The organism is Providencia rettgeri (assembly GCF_023205015.1).
Taxonomy (GTDB): domain Bacteria; phylum Pseudomonadota; class Gammaproteobacteria; order Enterobacterales; family Enterobacteriaceae; genus Providencia; species Providencia rettgeri_E.
The window spans coordinates 2,307,557-2,332,807 of the sequence record NZ_CP096258.1; the positions used below are offsets into that span (position 1 = coordinate 2,307,557).

At 40.2% G+C, this 25,251-nt stretch carries 24 protein-coding genes; 16 read left to right on the forward strand and 8 right to left on the reverse strand.

The window, feature by feature from the left end; all coding sequences use genetic code 11:
• Positions 1–59: 59 nt before the first annotated feature.
• On the reverse strand, positions 60–1,148 hold the full coding sequence (gene mnmH, locus M0M83_RS10590) for a tRNA 2-selenouridine(34) synthase MnmH (RefSeq protein WP_248466557.1): 1,089 nt from the start codon (positions 1,146–1,148) through the stop codon (positions 60–62).
• Positions 1,149–1,304: 156 nt separating this feature from the next.
• Here mnmH and M0M83_RS10595 point away from each other — a divergent pair, with 156 nt between their 5' ends.
• Complete coding sequence (locus M0M83_RS10595; protein WP_102138563.1) at positions 1,305–1,568, forward strand: DUF3811 domain-containing protein; 264 nt, start codon at positions 1,305–1,307, stop codon at positions 1,566–1,568.
• An 82-nt stretch (positions 1,569–1,650) separates the two neighbouring features.
• Complete coding sequence (locus M0M83_RS10600; RefSeq protein WP_248466558.1) at positions 1,651–2,184, forward strand: beta/gamma crystallin-related protein; 534 nt, start codon at positions 1,651–1,653, stop codon at positions 2,182–2,184.
• Positions 2,185–2,745: 561 nt separating this feature from the next.
• Here M0M83_RS10600 and M0M83_RS10605 read toward each other — a convergent pair.
• On the reverse strand, positions 2,746–2,928 hold the full coding sequence (locus tag M0M83_RS10605) for a hypothetical protein (RefSeq protein ID WP_248466559.1): 183 nt from the start codon (positions 2,926–2,928) through the stop codon (positions 2,746–2,748).
• Positions 2,929–3,251: 323 nt separating this feature from the next.
• Between M0M83_RS10605 and M0M83_RS10610 the strand changes: the two genes are divergently transcribed.
• The 4 genes from M0M83_RS10610 (at position 3,252) to M0M83_RS10625 (ending at position 6,431) form a co-directional block, all read left to right on the forward strand.
• Positions 3,252–4,874 carry a DUF4139 domain-containing protein gene (locus M0M83_RS10610; protein ID WP_248466560.1) on the forward strand — a complete coding sequence of 541 codons (1,623 nt, stop codon included), beginning with the start codon at positions 3,252–3,254 and terminating at the stop codon, positions 4,872–4,874.
• 75 nt (positions 4,875–4,949) lie between these two features.
• On the forward strand, positions 4,950–5,699 hold the full coding sequence (ydfG, locus tag M0M83_RS10615; protein ID WP_213912705.1) for a bifunctional NADP-dependent 3-hydroxy acid dehydrogenase/3-hydroxypropionate dehydrogenase YdfG: 750 nt from the start codon (positions 4,950–4,952) through the stop codon (positions 5,697–5,699).
• Between the two features lie 81 nt (positions 5,700–5,780).
• Positions 5,781–6,152 carry a DUF1283 family protein gene (locus M0M83_RS10620; RefSeq protein WP_125893208.1) on the forward strand — a complete coding sequence of 124 codons (372 nt, stop codon included), beginning with the start codon at positions 5,781–5,783 and terminating at the stop codon, positions 6,150–6,152.
• A 45-nt stretch (positions 6,153–6,197) separates the two neighbouring features.
• A complete protein-coding gene (locus M0M83_RS10625) occupies positions 6,198–6,431 on the forward strand; it encodes a DUF1161 domain-containing protein (protein ID WP_125893206.1) in 234 nt (77 codons plus the stop codon).
• Between the two features lie 69 nt (positions 6,432–6,500).
• Here M0M83_RS10625 and bioD read toward each other — a convergent pair whose 3' ends face one another.
• The 3 genes from bioD to M0M83_RS10640 all read right to left on the reverse strand — a co-directional run bounded on the left by bioD (position 6,501) and on the right by M0M83_RS10640 (position 9,532).
• A complete protein-coding gene (gene bioD, locus M0M83_RS10630) occupies positions 6,501–7,175 on the reverse strand; it encodes a dethiobiotin synthase (protein ID WP_125893205.1) in 675 nt (224 codons plus the stop codon).
• A gap of 142 nt (positions 7,176–7,317) precedes the next feature.
• Positions 7,318–8,529, reverse strand: coding sequence for an ROK family protein (locus tag M0M83_RS10635; RefSeq protein WP_248466561.1), 1,212 nt, complete (start codon positions 8,527–8,529; stop codon positions 7,318–7,320).
• Positions 8,530–8,620: 91 nt separating this feature from the next.
• Positions 8,621–9,532 carry a LysR family transcriptional regulator gene (locus M0M83_RS10640; protein WP_125893201.1) on the reverse strand — a complete coding sequence of 304 codons (912 nt, stop codon included), beginning with the start codon at positions 9,530–9,532 and terminating at the stop codon, positions 8,621–8,623.
• Positions 9,533–9,656: 124 nt separating this feature from the next.
• On the opposite strand from M0M83_RS10640, the gene M0M83_RS10645 reads away from it, so the two are divergent.
• The 3 genes from M0M83_RS10645 (at position 9,657) to tus (ending at position 12,629) form a co-directional block, all read left to right on the forward strand.
• Entirely contained in the window at positions 9,657–10,928 is a 1,272-nt protein-coding gene (locus M0M83_RS10645) for an MFS transporter (RefSeq protein ID WP_125893199.1), read from the forward strand.
• A gap of 84 nt (positions 10,929–11,012) precedes the next feature.
• On the forward strand, positions 11,013–11,576 hold the full coding sequence (locus M0M83_RS10650) for a lytic polysaccharide monooxygenase (protein WP_248466562.1): 564 nt from the start codon (positions 11,013–11,015) through the stop codon (positions 11,574–11,576).
• Between the two features lie 135 nt (positions 11,577–11,711).
• Positions 11,712–12,629 carry a DNA replication terminus site-binding protein gene (gene tus, locus M0M83_RS10655; RefSeq protein WP_248466563.1) on the forward strand — a complete coding sequence of 306 codons (918 nt, stop codon included), beginning with the start codon at positions 11,712–11,714 and terminating at the stop codon, positions 12,627–12,629.
• A 55-nt stretch (positions 12,630–12,684) separates the two neighbouring features.
• Here tus and fumC read toward each other — a convergent pair whose 3' ends face one another.
• On the reverse strand, positions 12,685–14,082 hold the full coding sequence (fumC, locus tag M0M83_RS10660; RefSeq protein ID WP_125893193.1) for a class II fumarate hydratase: 1,398 nt from the start codon (positions 14,080–14,082) through the stop codon (positions 12,685–12,687).
• Positions 14,083–14,261: 179 nt separating this feature from the next.
• On the opposite strand from fumC, the gene manA reads away from it, so the two are divergent.
• From manA to add, 3 genes are all read left to right on the forward strand, one after another.
• A complete protein-coding gene (gene manA / locus M0M83_RS10665; RefSeq protein ID WP_213912840.1) occupies positions 14,262–15,437 on the forward strand; it encodes a mannose-6-phosphate isomerase in 1,176 nt (391 codons plus the stop codon).
• Positions 15,438–15,543: 106 nt separating this feature from the next.
• Positions 15,544–17,187 carry a YdgA family protein gene (locus tag M0M83_RS10670; protein ID WP_185746928.1) on the forward strand — a complete coding sequence of 548 codons (1,644 nt, stop codon included), beginning with the start codon at positions 15,544–15,546 and terminating at the stop codon, positions 17,185–17,187.
• A 193-nt stretch (positions 17,188–17,380) separates the two neighbouring features.
• Entirely contained in the window at positions 17,381–18,382 is a 1,002-nt protein-coding gene (gene add, locus M0M83_RS10675) for an adenosine deaminase (RefSeq protein ID WP_213912699.1), read from the forward strand.
• A 250-nt stretch (positions 18,383–18,632) separates the two neighbouring features.
• Here add and M0M83_RS10680 read toward each other — a convergent pair whose 3' ends face one another.
• Both M0M83_RS10680 and M0M83_RS10685 read right to left on the reverse strand, forming a co-directional pair.
• Positions 18,633–19,610, reverse strand: a complete 978-nt coding sequence (locus tag M0M83_RS10680) for a bile acid:sodium symporter family protein (RefSeq protein ID WP_248466564.1) — start codon at positions 19,608–19,610, stop codon at positions 18,633–18,635.
• A 59-nt stretch (positions 19,611–19,669) separates the two neighbouring features.
• On the reverse strand, positions 19,670–20,713 hold the full coding sequence (locus M0M83_RS10685) for an oxidoreductase (protein ID WP_248466565.1): 1,044 nt from the start codon (positions 20,711–20,713) through the stop codon (positions 19,670–19,672).
• Positions 20,714–20,842: 129 nt separating this feature from the next.
• On the opposite strand from M0M83_RS10685, the gene M0M83_RS10690 reads away from it, so the two are divergent.
• The 4 genes from M0M83_RS10690 (at position 20,843) to rsxC (ending at position 25,243) form a co-directional block, all read left to right on the forward strand.
• Positions 20,843–21,283, forward strand: coding sequence for a DUF2569 domain-containing protein (locus tag M0M83_RS10690; RefSeq protein WP_125893183.1), 441 nt, complete (start codon positions 20,843–20,845; stop codon positions 21,281–21,283).
• A gap of 84 nt (positions 21,284–21,367) precedes the next feature.
• Positions 21,368–21,949 (forward strand): electron transport complex subunit RsxA, encoded by a 582-nt coding sequence (gene rsxA / locus M0M83_RS10695; RefSeq protein ID WP_004910983.1) that lies wholly within the window; start codon positions 21,368–21,370, stop codon positions 21,947–21,949.
• Positions 21,949–22,563, forward strand: coding sequence for an electron transport complex subunit RsxB (rsxB, locus tag M0M83_RS10700; RefSeq protein WP_248466566.1), 615 nt, complete (start codon positions 21,949–21,951; stop codon positions 22,561–22,563). Before rsxA ends, rsxB begins: the two co-directional genes overlap by 1 nt.
• Complete coding sequence (gene rsxC, locus M0M83_RS10705) at positions 22,556–25,243, forward strand: electron transport complex subunit RsxC (protein ID WP_248466567.1); 2,688 nt, start codon at positions 22,556–22,558, stop codon at positions 25,241–25,243. Before rsxB ends, rsxC begins: the two co-directional genes overlap by 8 nt.
• The last annotated feature ends 8 nt before the right edge of the window (positions 25,244–25,251 follow it).

Consider the following 25,251-nt stretch of genomic DNA (forward strand, 5'->3'; position numbering starts at 1 on the left):
AAATGAAAATAGCTTCAAACTCTATAAAATGAAGCTATTCATAGTCGTAACATGACGGATTATTGATGGGTTAGCCAAGATTCAACTTCTTGATAATTACCACGAAAGATAATGCGATTTTGTTTTTTGCTTAACTGATAGCGATACATGGGGTCGTAATACTCATTCAACAATGGGACTAACCACGAAAAATGTGTTCGGGTATCGCCGGTTGTTTTTTGGTCTGCTAAAGCAAGATCAAGTAAATGAGTCAATTCGATTGTACGTTGTGATCCTAAACGTTTACGAATAGCAGACAAACCATGGTGTAGGTAGTCGCTATATTCCTGCCAACCGCGTTCAAAACCAAAAGCGGCTAAAAAATCTTGAGTCATACGGTCAAAATATTCATATTTTAAACGCTCAAGACGCAGTTCAAAGGGGTCGTCAATAATAGCAATGGGCGCTTTTTCCATTTGTGTTCGTAGTTCAAGGGGCAGACTATTTGCCCCAATGGCACGTCCTTCGTCCTCCAGTACCCAGCGTTGGCAATGTTGAGCTTTTTTCAATAAGCTGACCGCTAAATAATTTTCAAACGTGGCCTGGGAATACTGCTGTTGTAATGTACGGCCAAACGAAGACCCCCGATGATGTGCAAGACCTTCTAAATCAATCCCGTTCGCTAAGTAATGAACTAAGGTAGTTTTACCATTACCGGTACAGCCTCCCACTAAAATGATAGGGCGTTGCACCAATTCATTGACGGCATCAATTGCTGTTTGTCGTAATGTCTTATAACCACCGTTGATGAGTGGATATTCAATATCCACCTCTTTTAACCACGATTGCACGATATGTGAGCGCATTCCACCACGCGCACAGCAAATATAGCCATGTGTATTTTGTTGGCAGGCCTCTTTCCACGCAGTGATCCGAGCCATTTTACTGTCACCACTGACAAGCTGGTGGCCTAATTCAATGGCTTTATCTGACCCTTGTTGTTTATAGCATGTACCGACTGCAGCCCGCTCATCATCATTCATCAAAGGCAGGTTAATGGCATTAGGCATTGACCCTTGCTGAAATTCGATAGGTGCTCTGACATCGATGAGAGGTGTGTCAGTGATTAAAATTTGGCGAATATTTTGCGAAGAAGTGGTTAATTCCATAATAACAGCGAGATTCTTTAAAGTTGCAATAGGATTACTATACTCTTAATCCTATTGCTTGGCATTAATGTTAGGCTTAAAACGATGGTTAGTATTTTATTGCGGAATGATGATATATTGCTGGTAGGTATTTTAATGTGAGTAAGGGGTAATACTATGAAGATGCTAACGATTCAAGAAATGACCGAAACTCAAAAAATCCAAGTGCGCACTAGGCTCGCACAAGAAAGAAAAAAGCTCGGCCGTGAATTAACGAATTCCGAGCAGAGCAAAGTAAGGAAACAAATCATTACCGAAATATCCCAAGAAGTTGAAAAGCAAGCTAAAAAATTACGCGCAGAAAAGAAAAAAGACAAATTAGTTCCCAGCGATGCAAGTTACAGTTGGTCTTCTCAAAATCACAAAAGAGGGTATCGCTAATTTTTAATCAGAGTGTTCCGCTAGTGATTTGTATTAAGGAATTGTAATTTTATGCCATTCAAATCATTTAAAGACCTCAAAAATGAAAAAAATTGCGTTATTATTATTGTTATTCAGTAGCTTAACTGTCGCAAAATCCAATTATCATGGGAAACCCTCCCGTCATGATTCTGTTGTTGTGCATGTTTGCGCTTTATCTCCGTTTTCTAACTTCTATGCAGAAGCTGCAATGTCTGAACAAGCTGCGCGACAAAAAACCTCTCGTCGTTGCGAATTAGGGCAAGGGAAAGGCAGTATTTTCTGTAAAGCGCAAGATGCGAAATGCAGTACTAGCAAATTATCGTTTAGTGAGCAATATATTGAAGAAAGTCTGATTGTCTACGCTAAATCGTGGCAAAAGGGCGATTATATTGAAGTGTTTGACGATATTCCGTACCTTTCCCGCCACCATTTTGCAGATAAAATCGCTTCTTATGATATCCCTGATGGCTGGATAGTACGCTTTTACGAAGGGGATAATTATACGGGCAAATACCATACCGAAATGGGTGGTTCGCACAATACATTGGGCTATAGCCAAAAAGCCCGCTCAATTAAAATTATTAAACGGCAATAACGTCAAAGGCCAGAGTGTCTGGCCTTATTGCTCTCTTTTTTATCGACGGCCTGATTGAAATTAACTTTTGAAAAGCATCAGTGTGAGTGTTTAGATAGCGGGGAAATATTAGATATTTTTGTTCCGATGAGAAAGGATTTCCTCATCGATAACTAATCTATTTTTACATTATCAAGCGGCAGCATTTGTTAGCCGCTTTTCTTTATTTATTGACTAGGGTACTTCAACAGATAAAAGGAATATTCCCGAAGAGATTAATATCCGGGATGTCAGTAAGAGTGTTTATGCGTTATCCATCAAATAATGAAAACTAATAAACTAACTAATGATAGATGCCAAAGCACTGTTGGTAAAGAAAGTGGCCAAGTGATACATAGCATATTTTCTTAGCCGGTAGATTATTTAGTAAAGTAAGTCTCTAGTTAGGGTGGATGAAGGGCGTATCATATATGCACTAGAAGCTGTTCATATTGTGGTGCTATTGATAACCAAACTCTATTTAACATAATATGCATTATGCGAATCTAAGTATGAAATGAAGAAATCCAGCGATCTGACTGGTTAATCGTGTTGGTTCTTTTGAGCCTCGTCATAGTCATTCATGAGCCTTGTTACTTCATGTAATTGTATGTGTGGGTTTTTGATTCCTTGTCCATGAAAACGTGTTTCAGGTAATCCAACGCCAAGAAGTTTATTATTGCTTAAACGCGCATTGTTATAATCAATCCAGACAATCTTAGCCATTTTCAAAAATGATTTCTCACTAATCTAAATAGCCTTCATTAATTTATTCCCTATACATTATCGCGGAAAGATCCTTTCGTCTTCGACTATTAAACTATTGAGTTGCTATTAGATCGAACAATTAAAATCTTGTCAATCAGTGGCGCAAGCGCGGTTTCGTGGAACTTAATAAGCCCCCATTGTATCGGCGAATTGTCATTTGATTTTCTTTGAAAAATTTTTAAAAGTGACTTTAAGCTTTATCTGTTATCAACAGATATAAAAATACAATACCATGCACTTAACTCGATTTTATACCAATAACTGGTTCTTGGAGCTCAACGATGACGATACCGGTTCGATTAGCAAGTGGCCTGCTGGTTACTTCACTATTTCATTCTCATTATGTTTTTGCTGAAACCCTATTAAATCAACCTGTCGAAATTAGCCATGCAACTGTATTCTTACGTGGCGCCGAATTAGATAATACCGTGACGCTGTCACTTAATAAAGGGGCGAACTCAGTCATCCTCACCAATATTGCAAGTAATATTGACCCACGTACGCTATCGATTAATCTTGAACAGGATGATGTGGTTATTCGTTCTATTAATATCCAAAATATAGCAACAGAAGCTAATTATCCAATGGCGATTGTTGAACTTTTGGAACAGAAAAAACAACTAAGTCAGCAGATAGAAACATTGAATATTGCAATTAATGTGGGTGAAGAACAATTAAGTTTATTGAAAGATCACCGCTTTTTTGGGGAAAATACAGCGCAAACACTCGAAGAATCAGCCCAGAAATTAAATTTTATTCGTCAGCAGATGTCTAATATTTTACAAGAGCAACAAAAACATCAGCTGGAACTAGTTGAGTTAGAAGAAAAGTCTGTGTTGTTGCAGGCGAAAATTGATGAAAATATGCCCTCTTCAATTGGCAAGCAAACTCAAATTGTCTTGTCTATTGATGCACAAAAACCGCTGACAACAGAGTTGCAAATTTCTTATTTAACACCCGATGCGGCTTGGTCTCCAAGTTACGATATCCGTAGTCTGAATTCGCAATCCCCTCTTGTTTTAACGTACAAAGCGGACATAGTACAAAATACAGGCATTGATTGGGATAAAGTTAACTTAACACTTTCAACGATTAATCCGTCTAAAAATATCACGCCTTCTGTTTTACAGCCTTGGCGCTTGTCCGTTTATGATAATAACGCTCAAATAGCGCGTCAGATTCGAATGAAAATGCCTGCAGCGCCAATGGCAATGTATGAAGAAAGTAGCGTCAGTGAGAAGAAACAAACAATCAATTCAGGTATTTCAGACTTTGTCACAACATCTAGCAACGGTATCAATTTAAATTATCAAATCGCCCTGCCTTATTCATTAAAAAGTGCTATCAAGCCGAATACGCTCACCATCAAACAACAAGCACTTGATGTGAAATACAAATATACCGCCACACCAAAATTGGCTGAAGAAGTATTCTTACAAGCGGATATTGACAATTGGCAATCACTTAATCTATTGAATGGAAACGCTAATATTTATTATGGGAACACTTATATAGGCAATTTTATGATCAATGCGAATCAATTGGTTGACACATTGAGGGTCCCTTTTGGCGTTGATAAGAGTATTCAAATTTCTCGTGAACCAAATGAAAAAATAAAGAAAAAACCGAGTTTTATAGGGTCGACTATTCAACAAACAGAAAGTTACTTGGTCAAAGTAAAAAACACACATATGAAACCCATTGAATTAACTGTTTATGACCAGATCCCAGTGAGTGAGGATAGCGATATAAAAGTGTCTGCCATAGAGGATAAAAATGCGGTCACCAATAAAAGCACGGGTGAAATAACATGGGATATTGCCTTAGAGCCGAACGAAGAAAAGCAAATTTCATTTAGTTATACGTTGAGCTATCCAAAAGATAAACAGATATTAGGGTTGTAACAATTTTTGTAGTTCTTTTTCGATGGCGTTAGAATAACCCCACACTGATACGACAATTATAACTATGAGGTTTCCATGATTATTTTAGTAACAGGTGCTTCTTCCGGTTTTGGTGAATCAATTGCCCGTAGATTTATCAAACATAATTACACCGTTATTGGAACAGGACGTAGAACCGAGCGTTTAGAGGCTCTCCATCAAGAGTTAGGTGATAAATTTTACCCGTTAACATTGGATATCCAAGATAGAACAGCCATCCAAGATGCTATTGCAAATTTACCTGCGCACCTCAAAAATATTGATGTTTTAGTGAATAATGCCGGTTTGGCCTTAGGCTTAGAACCGGCATTTGATGCCAATCCTGACGATTGGGATGTGATGATTAATACAAACACCAAAGGTTTAGTTAATATGACCTACGAGGTATTGCAAGGAATGGTGGCAAATAATCACGGTCATATTATTAATATTGGTTCGACTGCGGCGAGCTGGCCTTACAAAGGTGGTAATGTTTATGGTGCAACCAAGGCCTTTGTAAAACAATTTTCACTTGGCTTGCGTGCTGATCTACAAGGGAAAAAAATTCGAGTTACCGATGTCGAGCCGGGCCTCGTTGGTGGAACAGAGTTTTCAAATATTCGCTTTAAAGGGGATGACGACAAAGCAGCTAGCACTTATCAGGGCGCAGATGCTCTGACCCCTGAAGATATTGCAGAAACAGTCTATTGGGTTGCCACTCTACCGGCTCACATGAATGTAAATACATTAGAATTGATGCCTGTTTGCCAAACTTTTGCGGGTTTAACCGTATATAAACAACTTTAATTTTTAGTACTATTCTATAAGACGTACTAACGTACTTTTAGCTATACTGAGATTATCGGTCCTATTCAGTAAGGAATTTACATGAGTTCACATAAAATGTTGAAAACTGGCTTAACGGCAATATGTTTCTGTCTCCCTTTACTTTGGGCTACATCATCTTCCGCTGCACAATCAACGACATCATGTACTGCAGGCAGTACGTGTGTTTCAGTAGGTCAAGGTGATGACTCTCTTAATAAAGAGCAAGCTCGTCAAGAAAAGGAACAATGGGATGATACCCGTATGTTGCGCAAGAAGGTTAATACTCGTACCGAAAAAGAGTTTGATAAAATAGATCAGGCTTTTGATGCAAAAGATAAATGCGAGAAAAGTCTCAATCTGAATGCTTACTGGGAACCGAGCACTAAACGTTGCCTTGATGTAAGTAATGGCCGTCCAATTAGTAATCCATAACCTTATAGTAGGTTGTTTTATGGAGCTGTTGATCAAGGAGAGAATATGAAAAAGAAATTATTATTACCCTTATTCGCACTAGCGCTAGCGCCAGCTTTGGCGCAGGCTTCATGTGAAAGCGTGATTGAGGAAATCAAACAAAAGATTATCAATAATGGTGTTCCTGCAGATAACTTTAGTTTGGTTGCAGTGCCTAATGATGAAGTCGATGCGTCTAAAGGCCAAGTTGTTGGTCACTGCCAAAATGATTCTTATAAAATCATTTATACCCGTCATTAATTATAAATTATAAGTAAAAAAACAGGGCGCTACTCATGATGGCGCCCTATTTCTTGATTTAAAACTCAATTAGTTAGGAATAGCAATAAGTTCTTGCAGCTTATCTGTATTAAGGTAATGACCTAACTCTTTTTCTTCTGGCCTTAATAAATACGGGATCTCCCCAATTAATGGAGCTTTAATATGGTGTTGTAACCGTTCAATGATTTGTGCGTAGTGCGCCAATCCTGGATTGATGCGGTTTGCCACCCAACCGATTAATGGTAGACCATCAGCTCGAATTGCATCCGCTGTTAGTAATGCGTGATTAACACAACCATGTTGAATGCCGACGACTAAGATCACACCGACAGGCTGACCTTTTAACCAGTCCGCATAAAAAGTATTATCATCAAGTAGATAGCGCCATCCCCCATTACCTTCGATAACAACCATGTCACATTGATGATGTAAATGGTCCAGGCCATGCTTTATTTTATTAAAATCAATACTATTTTCATGGCTGTAATTGTCTGTAATACGCACAGGGTTAACTTCATCATAAGAAACAAGGTCTTGAGACACACTGTGGATGAGTAATGCATCTTTATTTCTGATTCCTTCAGGGGTATCAATGCATTGATCTGCAATAGGCTTGTAGCCCACGGCTTTAATTCCTTGGTTATTTAGTGCTTGCAAGATGGCAAGCGTCGATACTGTCTTCCCGACATCTGTATCTGTCCCGGTAACAAATAGATTGATCATGGTCTTTTTCTATCCTGAAGTGACAGACTTATACAGCAATAAGCTGCAAAAATGATATGGATTCAGTTTATTGGAATGGGTAAGTGAGAAGTTTGCGTTAGCTCAATTTTGTGTACGATAGTATAAATATTATCGAATTGTTTTAACCTTGTAATAGTTGTAGTAGCAGTGAACCATCATATAATGCTCTCTGTATTAATGATGTTTCACTCTCTTTTACTGTAAATAGAGATTTTTCTATCGATAAATTTGATAAATACAGAGGAACTGCGTATTTATTTATATGGTCATGTAAACATTTTAAAAACAGCTCAGAACCTTGATTCAAAGGTGAATTGACTAAAATTAACTCACTACCAAATAAATTCACCATCAGTGCTAATGGTTTAGCTAATTGCTGGGCAACTTGATTAATAAGGTAAACACAAAATCTGTCGTTTAAGGTTGCTCCAGTGCAAATTTTTTCAATTGAAATACCGTGCTGATGCAAAAAAGAATCAGGGTAGTTTATTAGGAAATTATTAGCTTGCCGCAATATTGCAGGAATGGATGTTTGGGTTTCTAAACAGTCGTTGTTACCGCAATAGCAAAAGCTATGTTGGTCTGTCTCACATTGGGTATGGCCAAACAAAATAGGTCGACGGGTATTCGTATCTAAGGCTATTCCATGGTTTAACACCATGATATTAACAACATCTTGTAACTGCAAGTAAATGATATTTTTTGCTTTTCTTTTCTCCTGATGAGAAAAGTGGTCCATTAACGCCAACGCATCCACTGGCGGATGTAAATAGGTGGGTAAACCCGTTTGCTTGGTAAGGTGCTCTGCAATGGCCAATTGATGGACTTTAAAAGAAGGATGCTGATAAATAACACCGGTATGGGGATCTAAAATACCATCAATAAGAATGCTAATGGCGGTGACTCTTTCTAATATGTTTTGATGATTAGCAAAAAATTGACTAATTAATTCAGAAAGTGAATCCATAAATTCGCTATTCCCTAGCGGTGTAAATGGATATTCTGTTTGCGCTAAGGTAACCGCATTAATTTCTTTCAGGGAAATAGTAAGTTTCTGCTCTTCAATACGGATCGCTAGAAATTGCCACCCTTCACTTTCAATCACTAGCCCTATCGCTGGGCGTCCACGCAAACCGAGCACAGGGAACTCTAATTCTTTGATTAAGTGGGCATCCATAAGCTCGCGTGTAATTTTAGTGATACTTGCAGGCGCAAGCTGTGCTTGTTTTGACAAGGCAATACGTGAAATTGGACCATGTTGATCAATAATACGATATACAATCCCCGTATTTAATTGTTTTATTTGGTCAATATGGCCTGTTTGATTCACCATGGTAATAATTCAATTCCTTTATAAAGCAATGAGTTATTATGCCTTAATCTGTGTATGAATGATTTCGTTTGCATTGAAAGTGTGAGCTTACTCACTTTTGTTGACCAACAATATTGGCCATCAAAAGATTTGTTAATTTTTTGGCGACAGCAGGTAATGCTCTACGCGTATTGTAGACTAACCAGACTTCAGATGAAGCATTAATATTTGTGAGTTTTAAGTATTTCACACCATCAATTTTCATACGAGTGAATGATTCTGTAATCACTGAGATCCCCATACCTGCGGCAACTAATCCCAAGATAGTCATTGCTTCCCCTGCTTCTTGAGAAATGGTCGGTACTACTCCCGCAGATGTTAACAATTGGTTTATTTCATCATATAACGCAGTACCGACATCACGTTCAAAGAAAATAAAGGGGTAATCAGCAAGCTGTTGAATATCGACACCAACATCAATAAATTCTAATAATGGGTGTCCTTCATAGACAGCGACCATAAATGGTTCTTTAAATAATAGCTGGTAATCCAATTGTTCTGGTAACACCGTATTTCTCATAATGCCGAAATCAATTCGTCCCGTAATTAAGGGCGCTATCTGTTGTTTCGTATTCATTTGGTGCATATGAATAGACACTTCAGGGTATGTTTCCCGATATTGCCGTAAACTCATTGTGACCTTGTGCATAAACGGCGTAGTTGACGTAAATCCAATGGACAACTCCCCAAGTTCGCCTTTTTCCATGCGAGCCGCTTTTGTCGCAGCCGCATCGACTTGCGCTAAAATTTGATATGCCTCTTTTAAAAACATCGTACCTGCAGGTGTTAAGGCAACATTTCGGTTATTCCTTTCTAACAATTTTGCATTGATTTTCTCTTCAAGTATTTGTATTTGCTGGCTTAATGGGGGCTGTGAAATATGTAAACGTTCAGCAGCCCTGCCAAAATGGAGTTCTTCAGCGACAGCAATAAAGTATCGCAAGTGCCTAAGTTCTATACTCATCGTTTTCTCAATATCATTGATATGTTTAAAATATCATTATTAATAATTAATATATTAGACAAAAAACTATAAAGTTTCTATTCTTTGATCGAAATCAAACGTGTTGGTATGACAAGGAAAATACATGGAACACTCACAGAATAGCCTTACATCTGAGCAACCTAATGAAGGAATAAGGACACCCCAACAGGGAAATACCACACCAAAAAAACATTACATACAAAGAGATGATGCGCTGTATTTACGTGTGACTTTATCTTTTTTTACGGTGGGTTTTGCCACATTCGCATTACTGTATTTTGTGCAGCCAATTTTGCCTATGTTGTCAGAGGATTTTAATATTTCCCCTGCAACTGCAAGCTTATCATTATCACTGAGTACTGGATTAATGGCATTAGGTTTATTGATTACCGGGCCAATTTCAGATGCAATAGGTCGAAAAAATGTGATGGTGATTGCATTGACCTGTGCTGCATTATTTACGTTACTTAGTTCCGTGATGCAGAGCTGGCAAGGGATCTTAATTGCGAGAGCATTAGTTGGTTTATCGTTAAGTGGTGTTGCTGCGGTTGCAATGACCTATTTAAGCGAAGAGATCCATCCAAGCTATGTTGCTCTATCCATGGGCTTGTATATTAGTGGTAACTCACTGGGCGGAATGAGCGGCCGTTTGGTAACGGGCGTGATCGCTGATTTTTATTCATGGCGTGTTGCTGTTATCATTCTAGGTTCATTAGCCTTGGTTGCCGCTATTGGTTTTTGGCGATTACTGCCCCCTTCTCAACATTTTCGTGCGAGTTCTTTAAAACCTAAAAATCTATGGGTTAATTTGCATCTACACTTTAGAGATAAAGGCTTGCCTTTTCTGTTTATTGAAGGCTTTGTTTTGATGGGTGGCTTTGTCACCATGTATAACTACATCGGGTATCGTTTACTTGAAGCCCCTTATTCGTTTTCTCAATCTACAGTTGGGTTATTATCTGTCATTTATTTAACAGGAACTTACAGTGCAACTAAAACAGGAAGCCTAATTCACAAATATGGACTTGGACAAGTACTCATAGCGTCTATTACCATGATGTTAGTTGGTATTTTAGTCACATTACATTCAAATGTTTGGTTAATTCTGCTTGGAATGACCATGCTGACAACGGGCTTTTTTGCAGCGCACTCTGTAGCAAGTAGCTGGGTGGGACGTAGAGCTAAACGAGCGCGTGGACAAGCATCTTCCTTGTATTTATTTAGTTATTACGCAGGGTCCAGTATTGCAGGTACAGTGGGTGGCTTATTTTGGCAACACTTCGGCTGGAATGGAGTCGCTCTATTCATCGCTGGAATATTATTTATCGGTATTATCATTGCTTATCGTTTGAAATCTATTTGTTATAACCAATAGATTAGGAACTAATAAAGCTTAAACTACCACACCTTCTCGTTATTAGTGGATGATAAAAATGTCTATTAATAACGAGGAAACCCAATGAAATCATTTTTATTAGCACCGTTACTTTTTTGTTGTAGTTTTTTGGTTTGGTCCCATGGCTATGTCGAATCTCCTGAAAGTCGTTCATATTATTGTAAACAAGGTCTAAATACTCACTGCGGGCCTGTGCAATACGAGCCTCAATCGATTGAAGGCCAAAAAGGCTTCCCCCAATACGGTCCCGCTGATGGCAAAATTGCCAGTGCCGGTATTGCTGCATTTTCTCCTTTAGATACTCAAACCGACAACCGCTGGAAGCGAGTTATTTTAAATTCACCTAATGTTAAATTTAAGTGGCGTATTACCGCGAGACATAAAACGACAAAATGGGAATACTTCATAACTAAGCCAGACTGGCAGCCAAATGCCCTATTATCTCGCGATCAATTTACGCTAACGCCATTTTGTCAATTTGAACGAGTAGAATTCCCAAAAGAGATAGTGGAGCACCATTGCGTATTGCCGAAAAGCCAAAAAGGTTATCATGTCATTTTAGCCATTTGGACGATAGATGATACGGTAAATGCGTTTTATCAAGTCATTGATACACAAATAAATTAGTGTAAAAAGACATCGTATATCAGAGAAGGACAAGTGCTAAACTACCCCATTTGTCCTTTTTAGCTTTAATTTATTATTGCTAAGCGCAAGAGTTAATGGTAAATATAGTTTCACTCCATTGAATGTTGTAACTAAATGACACCAAAACAAGACTTGATTGATACGTTTAATGAATTGGAGTCACAAATAAACCAATTCAGCCTCTTACTATTGGAGCAATCAAAACAGGTTCCATTTACCGCCCATGTATTTCAGTTACCTTCTGTTATTAAAGGCGAGGAAAACAATGAAATAGAACAAATTTCAGTACAAACACTCGTGAGTCATGATGCAATAAGCGAAACAATAAAGTTAATTAACTTGCTATTTTTACAGAATAAACCCGAAGAAATTAGCAATAAAGCCGCTATCCGCTTACCCGGTGTGATATGTCTGCAAACTAATTTGCAGACATATCGTAACTTTAATTCGTTAATAGCAAAGATCAATGAGTTAAAGATGCATATAAAGGCAATCGTTACACAAGTGAATGAACCTCATCGATTCGAATTTATCCGTGACAGTTTGCATGGACTGCTGACATTAAATACCTATCGCACCCTCACCTCATTAGTTGATGTCGATACGATTAATTTTGGCTGGGCTAATAAAAAAGTTATCAATAAAGTCACAAAAGAAGCAATGCTAGACCGCTTACAAACAAGCTTAGAAAGTGGCCGCTGCCCTCTTCATTTACCCAAAGAGCACTGGCGCTTACAATTGGAAAATGAAATTCGCTTAATTGACTCCCTACCTTACAATGCGGTTTTAAAAACTCAACGGCCTGTCAAAGTTCAGCCAATCGCTCGTGTGTGGGATAAAGAACAACAGAAACAAACCCAGTTTGCTTGTGCAACGCCTTTATTTGTTTTTGCGCTCGAAAAAACAGTGTCAGAAATTAAAGTCGGAGAACTGCCCGATTACCATGCAGGACATATTGCTCTTCGTAATCGACCAAAAGCAAAACAGGTTGAATTATTAATTCCGCGATTAAATTTGTATATTGAACGCTAAAAAAACACCCATCTGTAAAACAGTATGGGTGTTATATGTCGCTAGTTTAGCTAGCTTAAGATTTCATGCTGCCAACCATATCTTCAGGACGAACCCAATCATTGAACTGTTCTTCCGTTAAATAGTTTAGTTTCAATGCAGATTCTTTCAATGTCAGCCCTTCTTTATGCGCTTTTTTAGCAATTTCTGCCGCTTTATCGTACCCAATGTGGGTATTTAAAGCCGTTACTAACATTAATGATTCATGAAGTAATTTTTCAATGCGCTCACGATTTGGTTCAATTCCAATCGCACAGTGCTCATTAAAGCTACGCATGCCATCCGCTAACAAGCGAACAGATTGCAGGAAGTTATCAATTAACATTGGGCGGAATACATTCAGCTCAAAATTACCTGATGCCCCACCAATGTTCACAGCAACATCGTTACCCATCACTTGAGCACATAACATTGTCAGTGCTTCACACTGTGTTGGGTTAACTTTACCTGGCATAATTGAACTGCCTGGCTCATTTTCTGGGATAGAGATTTCACCAATACCACAACGAGGACCAGATGCTAACCACCTAACATCATTCGCAATTTTCATTAGAGAAGCAGCTAAACCTTTTAAAGCACCGTGTGCGTGTACAAGGCTATCGCAGGTTGCTAATGCTTCAAATTTGTTCGGCGCTGTAATGAATGGCTGGCCGGTTAATTCTGCGATTTTTTTCGCAACACGTACAGCATACTCTGGATGCGTATTTAAACCGGTCCCCACTGCAGTACCACCTAACGCTAATTCACACACATGAGGGACAGAATTTTCAATGTGTTTTTCACTATTCGCTAACATTGCAGCCCAACCTGAAATTTCTTGGCCAAGCGTCAGCGGAGTTGCATCTTGTAAATGGGTACGACCGATTTTAACAATATCTTTAAATTCTTTCGCTTTTGCGTCTAATGTTTGATGCAATGTTTTCAGTTCAGGAAGAAGATGCTCGCGGATTGCGACGACCGCAGCAACGTGCATTGCCGTTGGGAAAACATCATTTGAACTTTGACTTTTATTCACATCATCATTAGGGTGAATAAGGCGATCATTACCACGTTGGCCACCGAGAATTTCGCTACCACGGTTAGCTAAAACCTCGTTCATGTTCATGTTACTTTGCGTACCAGAACCTGTTTGCCAAATAGCGAGAGGAAATTCCGTTGGATGTTTGCCCGCTAAGACTTCGTCAGCGGCAGCAATGATTGCATCACCGCGCTCTTTGGCTAATAATCCAAGATCCATATTGACACTAGCAGCGGCTTTTTTTGTGATAGCGAGTGCGTGAATTAACGCAACAGGCATTTTTTCTACAGATATACGGAAATGTTCTAAAGAACGCTGCGTTTGCGCGCCCCACAAGTGGTCAGCAGGTACTTCAATAGGTCCCATTGAGTCTTTTTCAATGCGAGTGGCTGCCATTACTATCTCCTTAGGTACATACACAGAATAATTGATTTTAGAATCATCTGCTTGCAGGTAAGCAAATAACCGAGCAGTATAATGCCACAAATTGGATTTCATTTATGAGACTTGGTCGTGCTTATTGTATTGTAGTGGAAATGAAATCAGTTGATTTTTATGAAAAAGAGAATTTTGCTATGCTGAAAATGATAAATAAAGTCCAAAACTATGACTGGGGCAGTAAAACGGCCCTGACTAAGTTATATGGGATTTCAAACCCCGATAACTTACCAATGGCTGAACTTTGGATGGGGGCTCATCCAAAAGCAAGCTCGGAAGTTCTCGATACGGAAAAAAATCAAAGTATTCCACTTAATGTCTTAATTGATAGCGATCCTGAAGCTTATTTAGGTCAACATGTTGCACAGACGTATCATCGTTTACCTTATTTATTCAAAGTGCTATGTGCAGCTCAACCGTTGTCTGTTCAGGTGCATCCAAACAAAACTTATGCTGAAGTTGGTTTCGCCAAAGAAAATTCAGCAGGGATCCCTTTAGATTCCCCAATACGTAATTATAAGGATGATAACCACAAACCTGAATTGATCTTCGCATTAACACCTTTTAAAGCGATGAATGCCTTTCGCCCACTCAATGAAATCGCTCAGCTTCTGGATTTTGTTTCTGCTGCCCATCCTGATATTCAGTTATTTGTTCAGGACCCCACTGAAGAAAAACTATCACGTTTATTTGCACAAATTCTTAACCTAACGGGTGAACAAAAAGATTTAGCGCTTGGTGTATTGAAAGCTGCATTGAACAGCCGACAAGGTGAACCATGGAACTCAATAAAGCAAATGGTTAGCTTGTATCCTGAAGATAACGGGTTATTTACCCCTCTTCTTCTTAATATCGTTGAACTAGAACCTGGTGAAGCGATGTTTTTATATGCTAGAACGCCACATGCTTATCTAGAAGGTGTCGGGTTAGAGGTTATGGCAAATTCAGATAATGTACTGCGTGCAGGGTTAACAAATAAGCATATAGATATTCCAGAGTTGATTGCGAATATTGACTTTAAGCCTACGTTTGCAAAGGATTTATTGAACACCCCCGAAAAATCTGGAAATATCTGGAAATATAATATTCCAGTAGAAGATTTCGCATTTAATATATATTCTATAGACCACTCGGAAGTTGCACTATCTAACAATAGCGCCTCGATTTTGTTCTGTATTGACGGCCAGTTAGTTTTGCATTCAGGTAATGATGAAATATGCATTAATTCAGGTGAATCTGTTTTTTTACCGGCTTATGAGAAAAGCATAACCATTAATGGCAGTGGTAAACTAGCCCGAGTATTTAACAAATAGTGTCATATTCTGTATTTAACCGTCTTCAATGTATGAAGATGGTTATTTAAAACTTTTATAAATTTATAAGTACGGCAATAACGTACTGAAAGGATGGATGTTTATAATGAAAAAGTCATTAGTCGCGGTTGGTGTTATTGTTGCTCTTGGTGCCGTGTGGACCGGAGCTTCATGGTATACAGGTTCTAAAGTAAAAGATGAACTTGATCGAGTAATCCTCAAAACCAACGATTTTTTTGCTGTAAATGTGCCTGAGTCAGGTTTGAACTTTAAAGTCGAAAATTATGAAAAAGGCGTATTTTCATCTAAAGCAGATATTGTAATCACCTCTGCGGACTCAGTATCACCAGACGACTCTATTGTATTCAAAACGAATATTGATCATGGTCCATTCCCATTATCACAAGTTGCTAAGTTTAATTTATTACCTAAATTAGCAGCGACACAAATTGAATTAGCTAACAACGCAACAACAAAAGAGTTGTTTGAAGCGACTAAAGGCAAACCTTTTGTTCATGGTTCCGCTGTTATTGGCTATAGCAAAAGTATTGATACCAGTTTAGAGCTGATCCCTGTTGAATATCAGAAAGATGATGTTTCATTATCATTCAGTGGTTCTAAGTTTGATGTTTCAACAACTGCGGACCTTGCTGCTGTTGATGCTACTTTAGTGACGGATAATTTAGTTATTGGTAAAAAAGATAATTCTGAATCTATGACATTAAAAGGCTTGAAATTAGTCTCTAATGTTGAAAAATCACAATATGGCTTCTATACAGGTACCCAGTCATTTGTTATTGCAGACACAGATTTCAATATTCCTGAAACGAAATTCTCTTTTAAAGATTTCAAGATTTCCAGTGACACGTCTATTACCGGCGAAGATGCAAAAGGGAATATTTCATATAGTATCAATGACCTAAAAGCATTAGAACAGAATTTGGGTTCGGGTGAACTGACTGTTGCTATTGAGAAATTAGATGCTAAAGCGTTAGGTAAATTCGTTGAGCAATATAACGAAGCTCTAGCGCAAGGTTTAGCTAGCGGAGATCCTACTGAAGCAACAGAGCGTTTAGCGATGGAGATGATGTCTACAACATTGCCTGAGCTAATGAAAAGCAAGCCTGTATTTACGGTTAGCCCTTTCTACTGGAAAAATGAAGCGGGCCAAAGCTCAGTTGACTTAAATATTACATTCAATAAATGGAACCAAGATGAAATGACTGCGTTAGCAATGTCTAACAAAGTTGATGAAGCTATTAAACAACTCATTACGTCTTTTGATTTCAATTTAAAACTGAATAAACCAATGATGATCGAATCAATGACTCAAGCCATGATTTTAGATCAAGGTGTACCCGTTGATGCAGAAGCTAAAAAAGAAATGAAAGGCATGATCACCTCTGAGTTTGAAGGTGTTCAGCAAATGCTGACTTCAGATATGTTCTCTTCGCCATTTGAAGAAATGTTTATGACTGATGAAGAACGTGCTGAAAAAGCTAAGCAGAAAAAATCACCATGGATGATTGATAGTGAAAATGATTTAACTATGACTATCAAATTTGCAGGTAATGACCTGACATTCAATAATGACAAATATACCTTAGCTGAGTTCCTCACTAAGATGAAAATGATGTCTAGCCCAGAAGATGCATTAGAATATGAAGCTGTACCTGCTCCAGACGCAGAGCCAGCACCAGAAATGGAAGTTGAGCCTGAGTTAGCTCCACAAGAAGCACCAGCTAACTAATTTACTCAATACCATCTAGTGACGAAAGCCAGTTAATATTAGCTGGCTTTTTTATTACATCATGAAATTAACGTGATTCAAATCACAATATAAATGTAATAATTGATTTCGTTTCACATTTTTCGTGATTCAAGATTGCCTTTAATGAAATAAAAGTCAAAATAAGGATAGAAAATAGATAAAGGATCATTCCGTGATTAATACACATTTACCTTTAACCGATTTACACCGCCACCTCGATGGCAATATCCGTCCAGAAACAATTCTCTCCTTAGCGGAGCAACACCATATTCAATTACCTGCGACAGAGATTGAAGCATTGCGCCCTCATGTTCAAATTATAGGGCAAGAAGCTGACTTAGTGGGTTTCTTAGCAAAACTCGATTGGGGGGTTGCTGTTTTAGCAGATTTAGATGCCTGTCGCCGTGTGGCGTATGAAAATGTTGAAGATGCCTTTAATGCAGGTATCGATTACGCAGAGCTACGTTTCTCTCCATACTATATGGCCATGAAACACCAGCTACCTGTAGAAGGTGTCGTTGAAGCTATTATTGATGGCGTGCGTGCTGGATGCCAACAATTCGATATTAAAATTAATTTAATTGGTATTTTGAGCCGTACTTTTGGCCAACAAGCCTGTACCACTGAACTACAAGGTTTATTAGCACATCGGAACCATTTATGTGCCTTAGATTTAGCTGGAGATGAGCTCGGCTTCCCTGGGGAACTATTTGAGGCACATTTTATTAAGGCTAGGGATACTGGATTAAATATTACGGTGCACGCAGGTGAAGCCGCTGGAGCGAACAGTATTTGGCATGCTATCAATGTATTAGGTGCACAACGCATTGGTCATGGCGTTAAGGCAATAGAAGACCCTGCTTTAATTGAGTATTTAGTAAAGCATCAAATAGGTATGGAAAGCTGTTTAACCTCGAATATTCAAACGAGTACGGTACCTTCCCTTGCACAACATCCGTTAAAAACCTTTTTACAACAAGGTGTAGTGGCCTCAATTAATACAGATGACCCGGCAGTTCAAGGAATTGAGTTGCGCCATGAATATGAAGTGGCTGCCCCACAAGCCGGTTTAACTGCTGCAGAGATAGAACAAGCGCAACGTAATGGTCTGAGTATGGCATTTTTATCCGATAGCGAGAAAAAAGCACTTTCACAGAAAGCCGCAACGCGTTAATTCAAATCTATTAAGGGCACTTGTATGAAGCGCCCTTTTAAATTTTCAAATCACTTTCTATATCCTGCATTTTATATTTCTACACGCACACACAGCTCTCTCGCGACTATTGAGCTTACTGAATCTTATGTATAGACACAGTAGTTAATTTAAGGACTATCAACCCCCTTTAGTATGTTGTAACTAAAATAGCATGGCCAATAAATAACTCTCAGAACACGAGGAGAAAATCCCCCTCGACCTTAGATACTTATTTCGTCGATAACCGCTTGGCATAGCGCTGAGCAAGTACAGCACTGACCATCAGTTGTATTTGGTGGAAAATCATCAATGGCAATAAAATAACCCCCACTGTCGCAGCAGGAAACAACACGTTCGCCATTGGAACTCCATTAGCTAAACTCTTTTTCGAGCCACAGAAAACGATAGTAATTTCATCTTCTTTGCTAAAACCTAACAGCCGTGCGGCTAACGTATTAAATACAATGACTATAAATAAAATAACGCAAGTAACCACCACTATCATTAAGAGTGAAAATGCATCTATTTTCTGCCAAATCCCTTCTACCACCGCTTCACTGAATGCCACATAAACCACTAACAATATTGAAGACCGGTCAGTCATATTAACTAATTTACGATTGCGGTTTATCCAATTGGCGATCAGCGGCCGAGATAAATGCCCCACAATAAATGGCAGCATCAATTGCATCAGAATGGAGCCTATCGCATTAAGCGTATCCATGGCTTGGCTGCCATCAGCATCCATCAATAAGCCCACTAAGATTGGTGAAAGAAAAACACCAAGAATACTCGATGCTGATGCACTACAAATAGCTGCAGCAATATTTCCTCCCGCTACCGATGTGAATGCAATGGCTGACTGTACAGTTGCAGGTAAAGCACATAGGTATAAAAAGCCCATATATACAGTGGGTGACATCCATTTCGGAACAATCACGGCAAGCCCTAGGCCTACGATAGGAAATATAATGAATGTACTCGCAAAAACCAAGAGATGTAGGCGCCAGTGCCCTATCCCCGCCATGATTGATTCACGAGATAATTTAGCCCCATGCATAAAGAACAATAATGCAATTGCAGCCGTCGTTAAATATTGAAACGCCGTTTTTATATCGCCTTCACAAGGAAAAAGACTGGCTAGAATGACAACGCCAATCATGATAAGTAAAAATGGGTCTATTCTCAATTTAGCTAGCAAATTCATTTAGTTATCCATAATAAAAGCCAGTTATATTAACTGGCCTTATAGTGAGTATTTAGACATTAAAATATAGCTTCAATTGTCCGTTTTTCTTTTGCCGAACGTATACCTGCTTCAATAAGTTTCATAATATCTATCGCTTCGCTCGGAGTGACTGGGTTTGGTTTACCATGGCGAATCGCATCATATATCCCTTGATAATAACCGCCATAATTACCGCGTTGGTTTGGCCACTGTTGTGTTATGAGCTCATCACCTTGTGACAGCGTCACATTACCCATGTTGGTATCAATTCCCCAATCAGCCCCTTCTGGCCGTTGGCCGCTCTTTAAGCAATCTTCTTGGGTATCTAACCCATATTTAACATAGCTACCATTCATGCCGTGAATAACATATATCGGCGTTGGTGCAGCGGCTAATGTTGTTGCATGCAATACCACTTTTTTATCGGCATACTGCAAAACAGCATGAAAGTAATCCACTGCCTGTGCATTAGGGCGGATCATAGCAAGATCAACGTTGATCCCTTCTGGCCGACCAAAATATTGCAAGACTTGGTCTAACAAATGTGGTCCTAAGTCGTACCAAATACCGGCTCCGGGTATATCGGCTTCACGCCAACGCTGTCTAACTATCGGCCGGTAACGGTCAAAATGGGATTCATAGTATTTAATATCCCCTAGCTTACCTTCTTCTAAGATTTTTTTAACAGTTAAAAAACCTGAATCCCATCGACGGTTATGATAAACCGACAGTAATTTTCCAGCTTGCTCCGCTTGTTGTTTTAATTGTTCAGCTTGTGAGACATCTAACGTAAAGGGTTTATCAACAACCACATGTTTTCCAGCTGCCAATGCCGCTTGTGCAAGGGGGAAGTGAGTATCATTAGGTGTAGGAATGACAACTAATTCGATATCTTTATCCGCAAAAACAGCTTCTGGAGATGCAGCAACATGAATATTTGGCCAATCTGCCTTAACCTTATTGGGGTCACTGCTAGAAATCGTTGTTAAATCATACCCTTCTAATATACCAAGGAAAGGTGCATGAAATGTTTTGCTTGCATAGCCATATCCGATGATCGCGACTTTAATTGGTTTAGACATTTAGACCTCATACAACGATAAACACAAGTGGAGATAAAAAGTACCATCAGAAGGAATGAAATGGCAAATAAATCTATGATAGGATTGTAAATTATCCAGCGATTTTTGCCAAAATGGGTTTTATTAATTATGACTTCAGTTTATGACGCTAACCGCATCACTGGCTGGCTATTAGTTCCAGCTATCTATTTGTTGTTAACTTTTCTAGCTGTTTGCAGTATGACGGTTATGTATTGCATTAAATTTTATGAGATTGTCACGACTGTTGACCATTGGACACGTTTTATTCCAGTCGCTTGGTATTTGTCATTCGCTATTGCTATTGGGATGACTATTTTCAGTATCCATGTGCTGCAATTAATGTTTTCTCGTTCAAAACATTTCCCTCGCCGTTTTATCATTTGGCTGCTTATTTTATTATTATTGGGTATAAAAACCTTTGCATTTTCACCTATTGATGATGAAACCGCTTTGCAAGTCTTGGCATGGCCTCTAATTGGTGCGGGTTTCTTTGTTCCTTATTTCAAGCGTTCCCAACGTGTAAAAATGACTTTCACACAAGATCGATAAGCATCATATAAATTGCTTGATATCATAATGATAGTTTAACTGGCTACGGTCAGTTTTTGTTCTTTTTTCATTTCAGGCAATAGCATGACTGATTATTTATTACTCTTTGTTGGAACAGTGTTGGTTAACAACTTCGTCCTCGTTAAATTCCTTGGCTTATGCCCTTTTATGGGCGTCTCAAAAAAACTCGAACCGGCCATTGGGATGGGCTTAGCAACGACGTTTGTTATGACATTAGCGTCAATCAGTTCTTGGTTGATTGACACACTTATCCTTATTCCTCTCGACCTCATCTATTTGCGGACGCTAAGTTTTATTTTAGCGATTGCTGTCGTTGTACAGTTCACTGAAATGGTGGTCAGGAAAACGAGCCCAACGCTCTACCGTTTACTCGGTATTTTTCTGCCTTTAATTACCACCAACTGTGCAGTTCTTGGTGTTGCCTTATTAAATATTAATATGTCTCATACTTTTATGCAGTCTGCCGTATACGGTTTTGGCGCTGCTGTGGGTTTCTCATTAGTGATGGTGTTATTTGCCGCTATTCGCGAACGTTTAGCTGTTGCCAATGTTCCCGCCCCATTTAAGGGCTCGTCAATTGGCTTAATTACCGCTGGCTTGATGTCTCTCGCGTTTATGGGCTTTAGTGGTTTGGTGAAATTCTAATGATGTCTGTATGGATTGCTATCGGTATATTAGCCGTTTTTGGCCTTATTTTCGGGCTGATGTTAGGATATGCCTCATTACGCTTCAAAGTTGAAGCTGACCCGATTGTCGAACAAGTTAAAGCGATATTGCCTCAAAGCCAGTGCGGTCAATGCAGTTACCCTGGTTGCCGTCCTTACGCTGAAGCGGTTGCCAATAATGGGGAAATGATCAACAAATGCGCCCCAGGTGGCGAACAGGTCATGCTGAAAATCGCTGAATTGCTTAATGTCGACCCTCAACCCATTGATGGCGATGAAGCAGCGCAAAACCCCGTCCGTAAAGTGGCTATTATCGATGAAGAAAACTGCATTGGTTGTACTAAATGTATCCAAGCCTGCCCTGTTGATGCCATTGTGGGTGCAACCCGCGCCATGCACACTGTGATTGAAGACTTGTGCACCGGCTGTGACTTATGCGTCGCCCCTTGCCCTACCGATTGTATTGAGCTTGTTCCTGTGAAAACCACCACAGCCAATTGGAAATGGGATTTAAACACCATCCCTGTAAAAAATATTAGTGTTGAACCCAATGAACAGCCTGTGACTAAAGCAAGAGGTGAAACTCATGCTTAAGCTCTTTAATTGGTTGAAAAAAGATAATATCTGGGATTTCAAAGGTGGGATCCATCCGCCTGAAATGAAGCTACAATCTAGCCAGACACCGATGCGTATTGCATCAGTGCCCGATGAGTTGTTTATTCCATTACAACAACATTTGGGCCCTGAGGGAGAACTCATTGTTCAGGTTGGTGACTCAGTATTAAAAGGCCAGCCATTGACTAAAGGGCTTGGGCGTACTGTACCTGTTCATGCATCAACTTCAGGGGTGATCACTGCAATTGAACCTATGGTAACGGCACACCCTTCTGGCTTAAAAGAATTGTGTGTGCGTATTGCAGCCGATGGCCAAGATACATGGTGTACTTTGTCCCCAGAGCCTAATTACGTTCAACTAACCCGTGCTGAATTACTGCAAAAAATTGAACAAGCTGGGATAGCTGGCCTCGGTGGTGCAGGTTTCCCAACCGCATCAAAATTGGCCGGGGGTCAAGATGCGATTAAAACATTAATCATTAATGCAGCTGAATGTGAGCCTTATATCACAGCTGATGATAGGTTAATGCAAGAACATGCACAGGAAGTCATTGAAGGCTGTCGTGTTTTACAGCATTTATTGAACCCCGACCAAATATTAATTGGTATTGAAGATAATAAACCTGAGGCTATTCAGGCACTCAAAGATGCGATCACGCCACAAGATAAACAGGTATTCATCAGGGTTATACCAACTAAATATCCATCTGGTGGTGCTAAACAGCTGACAAAAATTTTAACCGGAAAAGAAGTGCCGTCTGGTGCGCGTTCTTCACAAATTGGTGTGTTGATGCAAAACGTCGGTACTGTGGTCGCCATTAAACGCGCGGTTGTTGATGGCCAGCCATTGATTGAGCGAGTGGTAACTGTCACCGGAGAAGCAATCAGCAAACCGGGTAATTTTTGGACTCGTTTAGGGACCCCAGTTAAACATCTATTACAGCAATCCGGTTTTAATCCAGAGCCAGAACAAATGGTGATTATGGGGGGGCCTTTAATGGGCTTTACCCTACCCGACCTGAATGTCCCTGTCGTAAAAATTTGTAACTGTTTACTGGTTCCCACAATGGAAGAAATGGGACCTAAAGCACTAGAAGAAGCGTGTATTCGTTGTGGGTTATGTGTCGATGCCTGTCCAGCCGCGTTACTTCCTCAGCAACTTTATTGGTTCAGTAAAGGGGATGAACACGAAAAAGCGCAAAAACATAATTTATTTGACTGCATAGAGTGCGGTGCATGTGCTTATGTATGCCCAAGTAATATTCCGTTAGTGCAATATTATCGCCAAGAAAAAGCGGAAATTCGTGAAATTGCTCAAGAAGAGCGCCGAGCTGCTGAAGCTAAATTACGTTTTGAAGCAAAACAGTTGCGTATGGAACGTGATAAACAAGCACGAGAAGAACGCCATAAAAAAGCCGCGGTACAAGTTGATAGCGCGGATAAAGATGCAGTTAATGCAGCCTTGGCTCGAGTTAAAACCAAACAAGCAGCCACCGCGGAGCCCATTAAGATTATTTCTGGTGAACTGCCAGACAATAGTGCGGTGATTGCTGCTCGCGAAGCCCGTAAAGCTCAAGCTCGTGCAAAAAAAGCTGAAAAACTGGCTAATGCACAAACAAAACCCGTTGACACAGCGGCCTCGGGTGATCCTCGTAAAGATGCTGTCGCAGCCGCCATTGCACGTGCGAAAGCCAAAAAAGCCGCACAAGCGCAACCGGCAACTGAGTCAGTCGCCGAAGCAGTCACTGATGCAGAGGCTGATCCACGCAAAGCGGCTGTCGCAGCCGCCATTGCGCGTGCGAAAACTAAAAAAGCCGCACAAGCGCAACCGGCAACTGAGTCAGTCGCCGAAGCAGTCACTGATGCAGAGGCTGATCCACGCAAAGCGGCTGTCGCAGCCGCCATTGCGCGTGCGAAAACTAAAAAAGCCGCACAAGCGCAATCAGCAAATGAGCCAGTCGCCGAAGCAGTCGCTGATGCAGAGGCTGATCCGCGCAAAGCCGCTGTTGCAGCCGCCATTGCACGTGCGAAAGCCAAAAAAGCGGCGCAAGCGCAACCAGCAACTGAGCCAGTCGCCGAAGCAGTCACTGATGCAGAGGCTGATCCACGCAAAGCAGCTGTCGCAGCCGCCATTGCACGTGCGAAAGCCAAAAAAGCCGCACAAGCGCAACCGGCAACTGAGCCAGTCGCCGAAGCAGTCACTGATGCAGACGTTGACCCGCGCAAAGCCGCTGTTGCAGCCGCCATTGCACGTGCGAAAGCCAAAAAAGCGGCGCAAACACAACCTGCAAATGAGCCAGTCGCCGAAGCAGTCACTGATGCAGAGGCTGACCCACGCAAAGCCGCTGTCGCAGCTGCCATTGCGCGTGCAAAAGCCAAAAAAGCGGCGCAAGCGCAACCAGCAACTGAGCCAGTCGCCGAAGCAGTCACTGATGCAGAGGCTGACCCACGCAAAGCCGCTGTCGCAGCCGCCATTGCACGTGCGAAAGCCAAAAAAGCCGCACAAGCGCAACAACTTGCACAAGAGGAGCTCACCCCAGCAGCTGAACAACCCATTGAAGAGGAAACCGATCCTCGAAAAATTGCCGTTGCCGCAGCGATCGCGCGAGTAAAAGCTAAGCAAGCACAAAAACAACATGAACAGACGACTACAGAGTAAGTGATAAC

Coding starts and splice junctions, on each gene's coding strand:
- mnmH (WP_248466557.1), bottom strand. CDS start 1,148: ATGGAATTAACCACTTCTTCGCAAAATATTCGCCAAATTTTAATCACT.
- M0M83_RS10595 (WP_102138563.1), top strand. CDS start 1,305: ATGAAGATGCTAACGATTCAAGAAATGACCGAAACTCAAAAAATCCAA.
- M0M83_RS10600 (WP_248466558.1), top strand. CDS start 1,651: ATGAAAAAAATTGCGTTATTATTATTGTTATTCAGTAGCTTAACTGTC.
- M0M83_RS10605 (WP_248466559.1), bottom strand. CDS start 2,928: ATGGCTAAGATTGTCTGGATTGATTATAACAATGCGCGTTTAAGCAAT.
- M0M83_RS10610 (WP_248466560.1), top strand. CDS start 3,252: ATGACGATACCGGTTCGATTAGCAAGTGGCCTGCTGGTTACTTCACTA.
- ydfG (WP_213912705.1), top strand. CDS start 4,950: ATGATTATTTTAGTAACAGGTGCTTCTTCCGGTTTTGGTGAATCAATT.
- M0M83_RS10620 (WP_125893208.1), top strand. CDS start 5,781: ATGAGTTCACATAAAATGTTGAAAACTGGCTTAACGGCAATATGTTTC.
- M0M83_RS10625 (WP_125893206.1), top strand. CDS start 6,198: ATGAAAAAGAAATTATTATTACCCTTATTCGCACTAGCGCTAGCGCCA.
- bioD (WP_125893205.1), bottom strand. CDS start 7,175: ATGATCAATCTATTTGTTACCGGGACAGATACAGATGTCGGGAAGACA.
- M0M83_RS10635 (WP_248466561.1), bottom strand. CDS start 8,529: ATGGTGAATCAAACAGGCCATATTGACCAAATAAAACAATTAAATACG.
- M0M83_RS10640 (WP_125893201.1), bottom strand. CDS start 9,532: ATGAGTATAGAACTTAGGCACTTGCGATACTTTATTGCTGTCGCTGAA.
- M0M83_RS10645 (WP_125893199.1), top strand. CDS start 9,657: ATGGAACACTCACAGAATAGCCTTACATCTGAGCAACCTAATGAAGGA.
- M0M83_RS10650 (WP_248466562.1), top strand. CDS start 11,013: ATGAAATCATTTTTATTAGCACCGTTACTTTTTTGTTGTAGTTTTTTG.
- tus (WP_248466563.1), top strand. CDS start 11,712: ATGACACCAAAACAAGACTTGATTGATACGTTTAATGAATTGGAGTCA.
- fumC (WP_125893193.1), bottom strand. CDS start 14,082: ATGGCAGCCACTCGCATTGAAAAAGACTCAATGGGACCTATTGAAGTA.
- manA (WP_213912840.1), top strand. CDS start 14,262: ATGCTGAAAATGATAAATAAAGTCCAAAACTATGACTGGGGCAGTAAA.
- M0M83_RS10670 (WP_185746928.1), top strand. CDS start 15,544: ATGAAAAAGTCATTAGTCGCGGTTGGTGTTATTGTTGCTCTTGGTGCC.
- M0M83_RS10680 (WP_248466564.1), bottom strand. CDS start 19,610: ATGAATTTGCTAGCTAAATTGAGAATAGACCCATTTTTACTTATCATG.
- M0M83_RS10685 (WP_248466565.1), bottom strand. CDS start 20,713: ATGTCTAAACCAATTAAAGTCGCGATCATCGGATATGGCTATGCAAGC.
- M0M83_RS10690 (WP_125893183.1), top strand. CDS start 20,843: ATGACTTCAGTTTATGACGCTAACCGCATCACTGGCTGGCTATTAGTT.
- rsxA (WP_004910983.1), top strand. CDS start 21,368: ATGACTGATTATTTATTACTCTTTGTTGGAACAGTGTTGGTTAACAAC.
- rsxB (WP_248466566.1), top strand. CDS start 21,949: ATGATGTCTGTATGGATTGCTATCGGTATATTAGCCGTTTTTGGCCTT.
- rsxC (WP_248466567.1), top strand. CDS start 22,556: ATGCTTAAGCTCTTTAATTGGTTGAAAAAAGATAATATCTGGGATTTC.